Genomic DNA, 14,404 nt, shown 5'->3' with positions numbered 1-14,404 from the left:
GCAGGCAGGATTTCTAACTCATGTTTCTACCAAAAACGTTGTACAATTATACCTGATCTTTAAAAAATTGATTGTAATGGATCATCAGTTGATCAAAGCAGATGTTAAGCCATGATGAGTAGGTATCGGGATTAGCTTTTAGTTCGGCGGCCAAATCTGCCATGCCGATGTATTTGAAATGCATTACCTCGTCGGCGTTAGGTTTCGGCTCGGTATCGCTGATGCCGAAAAATACGTGGTCAATTTCATGCTCGGTTAAACCGGGGAGGATATCTGAGCGGTAAATGAAATTGAAGGCGGGGGTTAATGTGCAGGTTAATCCCATTTCTTCCATCAGGCGGCGGTTGGCGGCGTCGATATTGGTTTCGTGTAAACGGGGATGGCTGCAGCAGGTATTGGTCCACTTACCGCCCGAGTGGTATTTTTCCATGGCGCGTTGCTGCAAAAGCAGCCGGCCTTTGGTATCAAAAATAAATACAGAAAATGCCCTGTGCAGCCTGCCCAATTGATGCGCCTGTAGCTTTTCCATCGTCCCTATCACATTATCATCGGCATCCACCAATATTACCTGCTCTTCCATGGGGTGCAAAATTAAGGTTCTTAATTTATATATGGCGAGGGAATTAAATAACAGTATTTTCTGCTACAAATACGGATGTAGAAAGTGTAAACCAGGCGCAGGACTAATCAATAAAAGGGTAAACTTTTTGCAGGACGATACAAGCTTTAATATTGCCCGAAACGTGTTCAATAGTGGTGACATTATTTTGTCAGTAATTGAGCGAATTTAGATAAAGGAATGATGTTTTTTGTTGTAATTGGCTGGTATACAGCCGCTAAGGTGTTTCACGTTGTTGATTTTTTAACAATGCTTAATTGATTGGTTATCAATTGGGTAGGTGTTCGGGGTGTTCCAAGCGTTCCACCCGTTCCGGTGGAACACTATTGATAGGTTTGATATGCCTAACGCTTAGCTAAAACACGTTGATTTGTCGTCCTATTGTTGTAACACTATTTAATTTAGGATAAATGCCAATGTTCCTGTATTTTTAGGTTTCGCTGTAAATGGGCAGCAAACAGGCAAATACTGATTTATGGATTTTACGGCGTATGAGCAGGCTTTTCAGGATATTTTAAATGACCCCGAACCCAAGGGCTTTTACAGCAATCCCGATTATTTGAATTACACGCGGCTCAACTGGTCGCGCCAGCATCGATGGTTTAAAACCGGGGTATTAAATAGCGCTTTAGCTAAAGCTATAGCCGATATTAATGAGCCACAACTATGGACTATCATTACCGAGCCCTGGTGTGGCGATGCGGCACACTCCCTGCCCTTTATGCACATGCTCTCGGCACTTAACCCATTAATTACTATTGATTACCAGCTGCGCGATTCGCCGCCATTTTTGATTGAACAATATTTGACCAACGGTGTAAGCCGATCTATCCCGAAATTGATTATTGCCGATAAAAACCAAACTGACCTTGTTATATGGGGCCCTCGACCAGCCGGCTGCCAACTGTTGTGCAATCAATTGCTGCAAGACCATGTAGAGATGGAGCAAAAGAAAATTGCCCTCCAAAAATGGTATAACGAAGATAAAGGCGAAAGCTTTCAGTTGGAATTGTTGGCTTTACTACCGAAGACTTACGAAGTTTAAAAAACTTCGTAAGTCTTTCGTCTTCCCTAAAAATTAGGATCAAAATTAAAGAAGATAGGATTAGAAAGCCCTACCATATTACCACTTAGTTTTTCGGACAAAGGCACCTGCGGATACGGAGTTGATGGGCCTTCAACCGTTACCCGGTAATACGTACGGCCAATTAAAGCCGGCGTATCAGTAAACTCAACCACAGGCTGCTTGCCTTTGGCCTGGTAAGTGCCAAAAGGGTTACCATCTTTTACAACGTTAATGGTATAGGTAGAATCTGAAACGGTTTTACCGCTAAGCTGCACCCTGAATTTAACAGGCTTGCCTGTGGCCTTTACGTTATCGCCCATCATCATATCCATTTTGCCATCCTGGTTAATATCGGCATAAAACTCAACGCGCGGCGCATACGGGTTCGAGCTGATAGAAACCCTGCCGTTGGTAAGGGCATCAACAACGGCCTGCGAAGTTTTGGATGTGGCAAATACCCAGGTAGTTGGTGTGCCCACATAATTGGCCTTGGCCTGGTACGTGTTTTTGGTTGGCTGCTCGGCGCCTTCGGGGGTGCCATGGTGGGCATCGCTACCGCCCCTGCCGGTAAGCTTACGGCCCGATGATAACATATCGTCCCAAATCATAATCGCATTGGCATTTTTTGACCATATGGCCGAGTTCCATACCTCAATGGAGTTAACCATATCATAAGAGTATCCAAAATGATCTTTACCACTGGGATGGTTGGCCGATAAATGGATGTTTAGTTGCTTCTTCACAGCGCCTATCACCACGTCGCGTTGGTCGCGCACGTCATATAATCGTTGGTGATCATAGGGACGAGCCGAGAATACGTTGCCGTGGCCGCGTGTGGTTGTCCATTCGCCACCATAGAGCAGCAATACATCATTTGATTTAAATTCCGGATCGGCCCAGGTGTTATGCGCTACATCGCCGTTTACGTGGTTGTCATGGTCGGTAATGCACACATAATCTATCCCAACAGCCTTTGAAAAAGCGATGATCTTGGCTATGGAGTTGTTTGATGATTCTTTACTGTGCCTGGAGTGTACATGCAGCTCACCTTTTAACCATACGCCATCGGTCATGCTGGCAATAGGAGGCAATACACCAAGCTCCGTAACTTCCCAGGGATTGGTGTGCGTTGATTGTGCTGAGACGTTATTGCTGATGCCGAATATGACAAGTATTGTTAGCGCACTCCTGAAAATTGTTTTTAGGGGTTGATGTGTAATCATTTGTAGTTGCAGTTAAATGTTGCTGCCAAACTACCCTGCCGATATTAGCAAATTGTTAATGCAGGGAAATGATATAAAAATGTGACAGAGGCTGGAATTAATAATTGCTTATTTTAATTGCGGGCTATCAGGTATAACCGTTTTGCTACAACGATGAAGTAACTTTAGTTAATCACATCCTTTTTTTGTAGTGTTGTAGTAGGTAATCTTGTATTAACGGGTTAATTAAACCTTTTCTGGTACCCAATAACCAAGCCTGCTATGAAAAAAATACTTCTTCAACTGCTATTCCTGGTGATAAGCCTCCGCGCGTTTGCGCAGGAAACTGTGGTTAAATACCTATCGGGAACTGATAAGGATCATACCGTACAATGGGGTTTTTATTGCACCGCTGGCCGCAATAGTGGCAAGTGGACAAAAATTGCTGTGCCGTCTAACTGGGAGCTACAGGGCTTTGGCATTTATAATTATGGGCACGATAAAGTTAAAGGCAACGAACAAGGGCTATATAAACACCAGTTTGCTGCCGGTAGCTGGCAGGGTAAAAAGGTTTATATCGTTTTTGAAGGATCAATGACCGATACTAAAGTGCTCATTAATGGCAAGCAAGCCGGGCCGGTTCACCAGGGAAGCTTTTATCGCTTTAAATATGATATTACAGGGCTGATAAAACCCAATGCGCAAAACCTGTTAGAGGTTACCGTTGATAAAACATCGGCAAATTCATCAGTAAATGATGCCGAACGCCGGAACAGCGATTTCTGGGTCTTCGGAGGTATTTACAGACCGGTTTACCTGGAGATTGTTCCCGAAACATTTATTGATCGGTTAGCCATAAACGCCAAAGCCGATGGCTCTTTTGCTGCCGATATTTATACCCGCAATTTAAAAGGCAATGAAACCATTGAAGCCCAGGTACAAAAACTAAGCGGTGAAAAGGTGGGTAAACCATTTTCTGTTAAAGTTGATACCTCCCGCGAGTACCAGCAATTAAAAGCTGATTTTAAAAGCCCACTGCTATGGAGCGCCGAATTCCCCAACCTGTACCAGGTTGTGATCAGCATAAAAGGCAGGCGGGGCGTCATTCACCAGGTTAAACAAAAGTTTGGTTTCCGTACCGTTGAGCTACGCACTAACGACGGGCTTTACGTAAACGGTGCTAAAATAATCATGAATGGCTGCAACCGCCATAGCTTTTGGCCCGAGAGTGGGCGTACGCTTAGTCACGGCGTACACCTGATGGATGTAAAGTTAATGAAGGAAATGAACATGAACGCGGTACGGATGTCGCACTACCCGCCCGATGCCGATTTTTTGGATGTTTGCGATTCCCTGGGTGTATACGTGTTGGATGAGCTAACCGGATGGCAGGCTAAGTACGATACCGTGGTAGGGCGTAAGCTGGTGAAAGAGCTGGTTGTACGGGATGTAAACCATCCATCTATCCTGTTTTGGGATAATGGCAACGAAGGCGGCTTTAACCGGGGACTGGATAATGACTATGCCATATACGATCCACAAAAACGTACCGTATTACATCCCTGGGAAAAGTTTAACGGCACCGATACCAAACATTATCCCGATTATAATTACATGGTTAAAGCAGCTGCTACCGGGCAGGAAGTGTTTTTCCCTACCGAGTTTATGCACGGGCTTTATGACGGCGGCGCAGGTGCCGCGCTCGATGATTTTTGGGCGCAGATGATGAAGCACCCCCACGGCGGCGGCGGTTTTATATGGGCACTGCTGGATGAGGCTGTGATCCGTACGGATAAAAACGGGATCTACGATTCCGACGGCAACCACGCGCCGGATGGCATAGTTGGTCCGCACCGCGAAAAGGAGGGTAGTTTTTACGCGATAAAAGAGATTTGGTCGCCGGTATATATTGATCCGCAGCCGTTGAGTGCCGGTTTTAATGGCGAAATTCCAGTGGAGAACAGGTATGCGTTTACCAATCTTAGCCAATGCACATTTAAATGGAAACTGGTCGATTTTCCATCGGCACAAAACAAAACCACAGGTGCAATAGTAAAGGCAAGAGGTGTACCTGTGGTGCCCAATCTTAAACCGGGCGAAAAGGGGATTTTTAAATTAAACTTACCCGCAACATGGCGCAAAAACGGCGCTTTGTACATAACTGCTTACGGCCCCGATAAAAAAGAAATTTTTACCTGGAGCTGGGCTATCCAATCGCCAACGGCCCCGGCTAATCATATAGCCCTATCATCGCCTAAAACTGCAATAAAAGCCAATGAAGAAGGGAGCGCTATTAGCGTTAAATGCGATGGCATAAGCTACTACTTTGATAAAACTACCGGTTACATTCAAAAGGTAGTTAAGCCAACCGGCACGATTTCCTTATCCGGCGGACCTGTTTTAGCGGGCGTTAACACCACGCTTAAACAGTTTACTTATAAAGCGATTAAAGAACAATATGTAGTAGAGGCCGACTACGAAGGCGCAGGATCATTACACATAAAATGGACTTTTAGCCCCGGGCATCCCGTTAAGCTGGAATACCAATATCAACAGCCGGGCGATGTTGATTTTACCGGCATCACGTTCAATTATCCTGAAGAAAAAATTACCGGCATGAAATGGCTTGGCCGTGGCCCGTACCGGGTTTGGAAAAACAGGCTAAAAGGCCAGCAGTTTGGTGTTTGGCATAAGGCTTACAATAACTCCATCACCGGCGAAACCTGGGGATATCCCGAATTTAAAGGCTACTATGCCGAAGTTAACTGGGTGACAATTGAAAATAAAGAAGCGCCTTTTACGGTTTATACTACCGATAAAAACACATACCTGCAAATGCTGCACCCGGCCCGGGAGCAGGACGCGCTAAAAAATAACAATGTGGAGCCCGCATTTCCCGAAGGTAGCATCGGGTTTTTAAATGCGATAAGTCCTATCGGTACAAAGTTCCAGTCGGCAGATGTAATGGGGCCTCAAAGCCAGAAAAACCATGCCAATGGCGAGCCGGTGAAAGGTACCCTTTTGTTTGATTTTGCTCATTAATTCAGGAAGATTGTTGTTGTTTGACGTTTGAATTTTTAGTGATTTATGGTTTTAAAAAAATAAAGTCCCCTAAGCGCTCGCCGCCGGGGACTTAAACCTAAACCTTATCACAATTGGTAAGAAGAGATCTTACCGATGTTATTGCAATAATAGTATTTTAAATGCACTTTTGAAAGGGGAAATCAATTTTTTATGGGTTGTTTACCTATAAAATTATGATTTCTGCAACATTAGACGGTTGACCCCACAACTAACGGGTGTAGCAGACCTAAAAGCTATAAAAATAAGCTCATATCCATCAATCCCAGTTGCATGTTTAAGGCCGATTAAACCGCCGAAAATATGAGTTCATCAAAATTTTCCTTTGCAGCGCCACAGGTAGGACATTCATAAACGGCCAAATTACTGAACGATATTCCGGGGGCTATTTCATTGAATTCATCGCCATAAAGCTCATCATAAATGGTGAAGCAGCTTTTGCATTGGTGCACCGTTTTTGGGGTAGATACGCTGGTTTCTTCTTTGCTTTTAGCAGTATTTAAAGGGAGTTGATTATTGCTTTGCTGCTCATAAAACATATCGCACAGGGTTATCAGGTGTCGGCTTAAATCGGCCTTGGCGACACCTTGTTTATAAACTACAAATTCGCGGGTGTTGTGATTAAAGTCGCGGGTATGGATAATTTCAAACTCATTGGGTTTACGTTCGCGGATCATAACAGAACCGTAAATGCCCGATTTTGGCGACCGCTTGATGGCGAAGCTTAAACGGTATGTGCGCAAATCGGCCTCCTCAAACTCACGCACCAGTTGCTGCTTAAGTTCAAGGCACTGGCTGCAGAGGTCTTCAACCTGCCAGTTAAGTTCGTTTGAGGCATGCCTGATGTTGATGCGGTATTTATTGAGCAGGTTACCCCACAATGGGCGGTGTTTAGCTTCGATGTTTTTAACAAGTAGCGATTTCCATGGGCTGATGTATAGCTGCCCTACCCTGGTTTGCATACACAGGTTACAAATATCTTTTAAAAATTCGATATCAAAAAGCTCGTTGCGGCGGTAAATACCCAGCCAGTATTTATTGCCTTGTTTGTTAAAGCCCTCGTAATAAGGTAGCTGAAAATCGGGTATTGCCAGGGGCTGATCTATTTCCTGTATTACAAATTGATTGCCAGCCGTAACCAGTTGGTAAAGCAAATCGGTATTAACTTCAGGCTGATCATAAAACAACGACTTGTTGGCCAATATCACCTGTTGTATAGCTTTGCTCATAGTCGGGATATCATCCGAGTAAACCAGTACCGGCCAGCAATACAGGATATTGGTTTTAGGGAACCGGATATACTGGTACCAGTAATTACTTACCGGCGAAGATATATAGTTAAGATTACCCGTAAAAAAAGGAGCAAAGGTTTGGTTGCTGTCAACCAGGTTTATTTTTAGTTCGGGCTGATAGGCAAACAGGTCGAAGATATCTTTATAAACACCTTCTTTAAGCCAGTTTTCCTGGTTGAAAATACCATCGGCTATATATGAACTGGTGATGTTGGGGTAAACATTCTGGTTAATCTCATGATCAATGCCGGCACCTAACATGTCAAATTCCAGATCTTCCAGTTGCCCGGCATCAATTTCAAAATAAAGCTGCTGCCTGTTGCCAAAACGGATTTGCCCGGCACCCGCGTTTTGCGCTATGATGAGCATCTCATAAAAATCACCGGCAGAAGCTACGCCGCCGGGAAGGTTTATTTTGATAACCTGCTTCTTTTCCATCTGTTATACTTTCATTAATTGCTGTTGAAGTACTTCTTCCAACAGGCGTTTTACCTCGGGCTTGCATGATCCGCAACCTGTACCGGCACCGGTTTGGCTGCAAACATCGGCCAGTTGGGTGCAGCCACCAGCTACTTTATTGCGGATATTATCGGCACCTACGTTATTGCAGCTGCATACCAGTTTGCCCAAAACAGGCTCGGCAGTTTTACCACTGCGCAGTAGTTTAAGGCGCTTATCACTTAGTTCGGTTTTGTTGGCAATCAGTTCTCTAAACTCCTGGAACTCGCCTTTGTCGCCAATTAAAATGGTGCCCACCAGCTTATCCTGGTGTATGATGCATTTTTTATAATAGCGCTTGGCTTTATCTATAAATACAATTTCTTCATAGTCTTTATCATTCGGGCAATCGGATAAACCTATGCTGCACAAATCAAAACCATGAATTTTAATGATGTTCATGAACAGGCTGCCCTTATAGTAACTGGCAATATCGCCGTTCATATAGCCGGCAACTACAGCGGCCTGTTGTTCGGCGGCGGCGGTTATGCCGTATAATGTGCCATTAAATTCGGCAATTTCGCCAATGGCATAAATGTTTGGGTCGCTGGTAAGCAGGCGTTCATTTACAATTACGCCACGTTTGATATCCAGGCCGCAATCTTTGGCAATTTCCAGGTTGGGCGTGGTACCAATAGCCAATATCATGGCATCACAATTAATTTTGCGCCCGCTTTTAAGGCCGATGCCGGTCAGTTTGCTGCGACCATAAAACAGCTGTACCTCGTCGTCATAAAAAATATCACACCCCTGGTCAACCATTTCTTCGTGCAATAACCTGCTGCCTAATTCATCAAGCTGCCGGTTTAAAAACCTCGATGTACGCTGAATGATAGTGATGGTAATCCCAATCTCGCGCAGGGAAGCCGCCATCTCTAAACCCAGTAAGCCGCCGCCCACAATAACCACATGGCCGTTTTTGGGGACGTGCTTTTTAAAATTATCGGCATCGTTGCGGCTGCGCATGCTAAAGATGCCCTGTAACGTTGGCACATTTTTGGGGATAGCTGCCCGGCTGCCCGTGGCCAGCAGCAGCACATCATAATACGTTTTTACACCCCGGCTGTCCAGTACGTATTTGTTGGCGCGGTCTATCTTTTCAATGCTTACCCCGCGTAATAGCCTTATTTTAAGTTCGGGCTCTTCGTCATCGGTCATTTTTACCAGTTGTTCCCAGCGTTGTTCGCCGCTAATATAATCGGGCAGCATTACGCGGTTATAGAAAGGATGGTCTTCCTTACTAAAAATGGTAATCTCGTCATCTTTGTTCAACTCCCGGTATGAGCGTACAAAGCCGTGTGCCCCTGCGCCGGCCCCAACCACTATAATCCGCTGAAAAGGCTTTTTATATTTTTGAACACTTACAGCGCAATACTTAAAATCGGGCTCTTTTGATATGGGGTCAACAGCGTTGTTGGTAACGTTATTAATGCGATGTAAATCGTTGTTGAGGATTTTGCCCCAATGCATCGGCACAAAAACAACGCCCTGTTTAATCTGCTCCGTAATTTTTGCCTTAACGTGTACTTCGCCCCGGCGCGAGGTAATTATAGTAACATCGCCCTCCTTAATTTGCAGGTTATCAGCATCAATGGGGTTAATCTCCATAAACGATTGCTTAATGTGCTGATTAAGTTTGTTTACCTTACCGGTTTTACTCATGGTATGCCATTGATCGCGAATGCGGCCGGTGGTTAAAATAAAAGGATAATCATTATCAGTAATTTCGCTGGTATGCGCATCTGGTACAGCACTTATTTGGGCATTCCCCGTTTGGGTATAAAACTGCTTATCTGTAAATAAACGCGGGGTGCCTATACTTGTATTCCGTTTTTTATAGGGCCATTGTACCGATCCCTGCTGCTTGATGATCTCATAACTTAATCCGCTGATATCTATATTGGTTTTGGCGGTAAGTTTGGCGTGCTCGGCATAAATTTCGGCCGCGTTTTTAAAGTCGAAACCCTTGTAACCCATTTTTTGCGCAAAGCGACAAATGATCTCACTATCGGGAATAGCCTCGCCGGGTGCATCCAGTATTTTGCCCAGGTAGCTGATGCGCCTTTCGGAGTTGGTCATGGTGCCTTCTTTTTCGGCCCAGGCCGCGGCAGGCAATATCACATCGGCATAAGCCAACGTTTCGGGTTTGTTGCTAATTTCCTGTACCACTACAAACTTTGCTTTTTTCAAAGCTTCTTCGGCCAGGCGTACGTTGGGCAGGCTGGTTAGCGGGTTGGTACACATGATCCAGATGGCTTTAAGGCGACCATCATTCAGGGCCTCAAACATTTCGGTAGCCGTAAGCCCAGGCTTGGCGGCTATTTCTGTTCCGCCCCAAAACTTTTGCACCTCGGCCCGGTGTACCGGGTTGGCCAGGTTGCGATGGGCGGGCAGCAAGTTGGCAAGGCCACCCACCTCGCGCCCGCCCATGGCATTGGGCTGCCCTGTTAATGATAGCGGGCCTGCACCCGGCTTACCAATATTACCGGTTATTAAATTGAGGTTTATCAAACTTAAATTTTTGTTTACCCCAACAGAACTTTGGTTAAGCCCCATCGTCCACATGGAAATAAAACCTTTAGCTTCGCCAATGTATTTGGCTGCAAGGCGGATATCACTTTCGCTCACACCGCAAATAGCCGATGACTGGGCCAGCGTACGCTCAAATACCAGTTTGCTGTACTGTTCAAACCCATCGGCGTGGTTGGTTACAAAATCAATGTCGATATCCCCGTTTTCTATCAATACCCTGCCAATGGCATGGTTTAGGGTGATATCGGTACCGGGGTTTAACTGCAGGTGCAAATCGGCATTGCTACAGGTATCGGTAACCCGCGGGTCAACCACTATAATTTTCACCCCGGGATTAGCTGCTTTATGCGCTTCCACCCGTCGCCATAAAATAGGGTGGCACCAGGCAGGGTTGGCACCGGTAACATAAAAGCAATCGGCCAGTTCAATATCATCATAACAAAGCGGTACGGTATCTTCGCCCAGCGCGATTTTATACGCGGCAACCGCGCTGCTCATGCACAGGCGCGAGTTGGTATCAATATTATTGCTGCCGATAAAGCCCTTCATCAGCTTATTTACCACATAATACTCTTCGGTAAGGCATTGACCGGAAGCATAAAACGCTACAGAATCTGGTCCGTATTTATTAATGAAAGTTTTAAAAACGGCCGCTGTACGCTCCAACGCATCATCCCAGCTTACCCTTTGCAGTGGCATGCTTTTGTTATAGCGCATTTGTGGGTACAGCAGCCTGTCTGTTTTATCATTTGCTGTGTAGTGCAGGTTAAGACCCTTGCTGCACAGCATCCCCTTGTTTACAGGATAATCTTTATTGCCCTCAAGTGTAATGCTGCCGTTCTTTTCTTTGTTAAGTACCACGCCGCAACCCACCCCGCAATAGCAGCAGGTACTTTTTATTGTATTTTGAGCGCGTTTGTTAGCCATTGTTAAGAGAGCCTCACCTAAATCTTCTCCAGGGGAGAGGGCTTTGTATTATATATTTAGCCTCACCTAAATCCTCTCCAAAGGAGAGGACTTTGATTTGCTTGTTTGAAAAGCGCATTTGAATAACCACCATGCTAATCAGAACCCTCTCCTTTGGAGAGGGCAGGGTGAGGCTTTTACGCCAACACCAACTCTTCTGCCTTTTTTGTTTCTGCCTGTTTTTGAAAACGGGTGATCAATACAATCAGGGATACCACCATAACAGTTATACCGATATAAGTAAATGCCTGCACATAAGTAATGGTGCTTGATTTAAATAGAAACCCGAACATCATCCCGCCAAGGTTACCGCCCGCACCTACTATACCGCTTACCATACCCACATTCTTACTGTTGATGAACGGAACTATACCGTATGTCGCACCATTTGACATTTTAAGGAACAGCGCGAAGGATAACATGGAAATAATAGCCGCGGTAAGGTTGCCCGATTGCGCGAACAGGATGAGCCCCGCGCCTTCTAACAACAGCACGCCGGCAAGCAACAAGCCTTTGCCCCGCATGCCAAATTTGCCACCAACCTTATCAGATACAATGCCGCCCAATGCACGGGCAAAAATGTTCATGAAACCAAATATGCCCGCCCAAAAACCCGCGGAACTTTGTGACAGGTGAAACGTATCAACAAAGTGCAACGAGGCCACGTTATCAAAGGTGATCTCCATGCCAAAGCACATGGCATAGGCCATAGTAAGTGCCCACACACGCCAGTCGGCCAATATCGACCAATCGGTTTTGGATGGGTTGGTTTTGGCATAGCCCACTTCGTCGTAGTTGCCGTTGGGGGTGTCTTTGGTATATTTCCAATATAATAAGGCAATTATCAGCATCAGTACACCGGGTACAATCATGGCATAGCGCCAGGCTTCGGCTTTGGTAAAACCGGCGCCTACTATGGCAGCAAATATTAAAGGCATTACCATGTTGGTTACCCCGCCCCCCAGGTTACCCCAGCCGCCGGTTACCGCGTTGGCAGTCCCCTTTATATTAGGCGCAAACATCATTGAGGTATGGAATTGGGTAATTACAAACGACGAACCAATTACTCCAATAGCCAGGCGGAAAAGTAAAAACGAAGTGTAGTCATGTGCCAGCCCAACTAAAAATACCGGCAATGAACCTACCAGCAGTAACCTAACCGCGGTTTTGCGCGGCCCCCAGGTATCGCAAAGTTTACCTATAATAAGGCGGGCAATAATGGTTGCCGCCACCGATGCGATGATGGTATTACCTACCTGGCCTTTGGTTAGGTGCAATTCGGCGCGAATGGTTGGCATCAATGGTGCCAGGCCAAACCAGCCAAAAAAGCACACAAAAAACATGAGCCAGGTAATATGGAAGGTGCGCATCTGCACGCCTTTTAATGAAAATATATTGAGTTTAGTAAGTTGTTTTTCCATGATCAGTTTAATTTAAAAGCAGGTCATTAAATAATATCTTTTATGGCTTTAGGCTTTTCGCCTTCAGCTTTTAGCTCACCTATTACTTATTCAAAAATTCGGGTTTAATGTTCAATTGAAGGTATGCCCACATGGGGTGCAGCTTGTTGGCTCCCAGTGTTAAACCTTTGGCATATTCCATGCTGTGCGTTGCCGCCATGTATGATAAGCCCAACTCAACCATGGTGAACTTGTTAAGCTTATAGTTGTTGGTTAAATCAAACTCGGTACCCAGGTATTTGTCAATAGCTTGCCCATCTGCCCCTTTTTGATCTTTAGCCAATAGAAAATAATGGTTGCTCAATTCGGTGCTAAAGCGTTTGTTATCTGATAGATATTTAATTTTAAGGTATGGATTGCTCAGGCCACCCGTTGGCGATCCGGTGCTTGCATAAAAATAATCCATTAGGCCCCAAAACTTGTGTGGGGTGCCGTACAAAGGGTCAAACCGGTGATTGGTTTTTGAGGTTGATAGCGCGTCATTTCCTGAAAGGTAATCCCAGCCTGCTGTGTAGCCCCAGTTTTTACCTTTATATAATAAGGCCGCGGTATAAGTATAGGCGCTTAGGTCAAGCCCGTCTTTATCATGGCCGCCCTGGTAGTAAAAGCCACCGTTTATACCCCATTGATCTTTATCGCCAAAGGTTGGGTTTACCAATAATCCCGTTGTATACCTGGTATTTACGCCGGGTTGGTTAAAATGACGGCCATAAATATAACCCTCATCGGTCCCCGATACATTTTTTACCGAGTCGAGTTTATACTTGCCAAATTGATCGGCTAGGAACAGGCCGGATATCTTTGTTTTATTGATCTTTTTAGCAAAGTATAAATACTGTAGCGATTTGTAGTTTTGAGTTAAACCGTTGGTGCCGGGTGGGTTTAAAAATGCAGGGCTGCCAGTTTTTGAACTGATGCCGGCGGCGTTAATAAGTGGGATAAAGCCTGCCGGGGTATTAGCCAGGTTGCCTTTGCTATCTTTTATCGTGGCAGGTACGTTTGCAGGCGTATAGTACGTACCATTATAATTAATGGCATCTGAACTTTGGTTAAACGCGAAACCAAGATCAACCTGCCAGCCAGATTGAATTAGTTTAAGTACAATAGCATCATGACGGCGGCCTTGCTGAATCCAGTCGGTTGCGCCCAGCAGGCGTTCATCGTCGTAACTTATTTCCTGCCTTCCGGCTTTAATAGCAAAATAATCTACTGGTGATGATTTGAAAGAAGTATCTTTTTTGTTTGATAAGATGAGTTCGGCCCAGGCTTCATGTAAACCTAAACGGTTGCCGTCATTAATGGTGATAGTTGATGCATCCTGGCCCCAAAGCCTTACATCCTGTACAGCTGCCTGGAAAATAAGCCTGCTGCTTTTGTAATTGAAGGTAAGTCGCGTTCGTTGCGATACAAAGGCGGCATTTTTGTTACCTATTGGTTCTAAAGTTCCATAACCATCACGTAATTCGCCCCTGGTTTTTAGCTGACCCGTTACAGATAGCTGTGCCGAAGCATTGTAGGAAACAAAACATGATATAATTAATAGAATTTTGCCAATAGTGTATTGATTACATACATTTTTGTACATTTGAGTTGGTTTTTTATTTGTTAAAGCGATTAAAAACTGTTTAACCCTGTCTGGGAATGCGACCTCCCGGCAGGGCTTTTTTTATAATTTTTTGATTTTCATC

Annotated in this window: 8 protein-coding genes; 2 read left to right on the top strand and 6 right to left on the bottom strand. The window is 45.0% G+C overall.

Features of this window, described 5'->3' with window-relative positions:
• Positions 1 to 46 precede the first annotated feature (46 nt).
• Complete coding sequence (gene idi / locus FHS10_RS20830) at positions 47 to 580, bottom strand: isopentenyl-diphosphate Delta-isomerase (protein WP_259094242.1); 534 nt, start codon at positions 578 to 580, stop codon at positions 47 to 49.
• Positions 581 to 1,094: 514 nt separating this feature from the next.
• On the opposite strand from idi, the gene FHS10_RS20825 reads away from it, so the two are divergent.
• Positions 1,095 to 1,664: a thioredoxin family protein gene (locus FHS10_RS20825; protein WP_259094240.1), complete on the top strand. Its 570-nt coding sequence runs from the start codon at positions 1,095 to 1,097 to the stop codon at positions 1,662 to 1,664.
• A 26-nt stretch (positions 1,665 to 1,690) separates the two neighbouring features.
• Here FHS10_RS20825 and FHS10_RS20820 read toward each other — a convergent pair whose 3' ends face one another.
• Entirely contained in the window at positions 1,691 to 2,908 is a 1,218-nt protein-coding gene (locus FHS10_RS20820; protein WP_259094239.1) for a CehA/McbA family metallohydrolase, read from the bottom strand.
• Positions 2,909 to 3,169: 261 nt separating this feature from the next.
• Here FHS10_RS20820 and FHS10_RS20815 point away from each other — a divergent pair, with 261 nt between their 5' ends.
• On the top strand, positions 3,170 to 5,929 hold the full coding sequence (locus FHS10_RS20815) for a glycoside hydrolase family 2 protein (protein WP_259094237.1): 2,760 nt from the start codon (positions 3,170 to 3,172) through the stop codon (positions 5,927 to 5,929).
• A 326-nt stretch (positions 5,930 to 6,255) separates the two neighbouring features.
• Here FHS10_RS20815 and FHS10_RS20810 read toward each other — a convergent pair whose 3' ends face one another.
• The 4 genes from FHS10_RS20810 to FHS10_RS20795 all read right to left on the bottom strand — a co-directional run bounded on the left by FHS10_RS20810 (position 6,256) and on the right by FHS10_RS20795 (position 14,301).
• The gene (locus FHS10_RS20810) at positions 6,256 to 7,698 is read right to left on the bottom strand and encodes a rubredoxin (RefSeq protein ID WP_259094235.1); all 1,443 of its coding nucleotides are present in this window, start codon (positions 7,696 to 7,698) and stop codon (positions 6,256 to 6,258) included.
• 3 nt (positions 7,699 to 7,701) lie between these two features.
• Complete coding sequence (locus FHS10_RS20805; RefSeq protein ID WP_259094233.1) at positions 7,702 to 11,217, bottom strand: nitrate reductase; 3,516 nt, start codon at positions 11,215 to 11,217, stop codon at positions 7,702 to 7,704.
• Between the two features lie 176 nt (positions 11,218 to 11,393).
• Positions 11,394 to 12,677, bottom strand: a complete 1,284-nt coding sequence (locus FHS10_RS20800) for an MFS transporter (protein WP_259094232.1) — start codon at positions 12,675 to 12,677, stop codon at positions 11,394 to 11,396.
• Positions 12,678 to 12,759: 82 nt separating this feature from the next.
• Complete coding sequence (locus FHS10_RS20795) at positions 12,760 to 14,301, bottom strand: alginate export family protein (protein ID WP_259094230.1); 1,542 nt, start codon at positions 14,299 to 14,301, stop codon at positions 12,760 to 12,762.
• Positions 14,302 to 14,404 lie beyond the last annotated feature (103 nt).

The sequence above is a fragment of the Mucilaginibacter dorajii genome (assembly GCF_024808255.1).
Classification (GTDB): domain Bacteria; phylum Bacteroidota; class Bacteroidia; order Sphingobacteriales; family Sphingobacteriaceae; genus Mucilaginibacter; species Mucilaginibacter dorajii.
The sequence above is the reverse complement of the archived record's forward strand: the minus strand, read 5'-3'. Positions and strand labels throughout refer to the sequence as shown.

Coding starts and splice junctions, on each gene's coding strand:
- idi (WP_259094242.1), bottom strand. CDS start 580: ATGGAAGAGCAGGTAATATTGGTGGATGCCGATGATAATGTGATAGGG.
- FHS10_RS20825 (WP_259094240.1), top strand. CDS start 1,095: ATGGATTTTACGGCGTATGAGCAGGCTTTTCAGGATATTTTAAATGAC.
- FHS10_RS20820 (WP_259094239.1), bottom strand. CDS start 2,908: ATGATTACACATCAACCCCTAAAAACAATTTTCAGGAGTGCGCTAACA.
- FHS10_RS20815 (WP_259094237.1), top strand. CDS start 3,170: ATGAAAAAAATACTTCTTCAACTGCTATTCCTGGTGATAAGCCTCCGC.
- FHS10_RS20810 (WP_259094235.1), bottom strand. CDS start 7,698: ATGGAAAAGAAGCAGGTTATCAAAATAAACCTTCCCGGCGGCGTAGCT.
- FHS10_RS20805 (WP_259094233.1), bottom strand. CDS start 11,217: ATGGCTAACAAACGCGCTCAAAATACAATAAAAAGTACCTGCTGCTAT.
- FHS10_RS20800 (WP_259094232.1), bottom strand. CDS start 12,677: ATGGAAAAACAACTTACTAAACTCAATATATTTTCATTAAAAGGCGTG.
- FHS10_RS20795 (WP_259094230.1), bottom strand. CDS start 14,301: ATGTACAAAAATGTATGTAATCAATACACTATTGGCAAAATTCTATTA.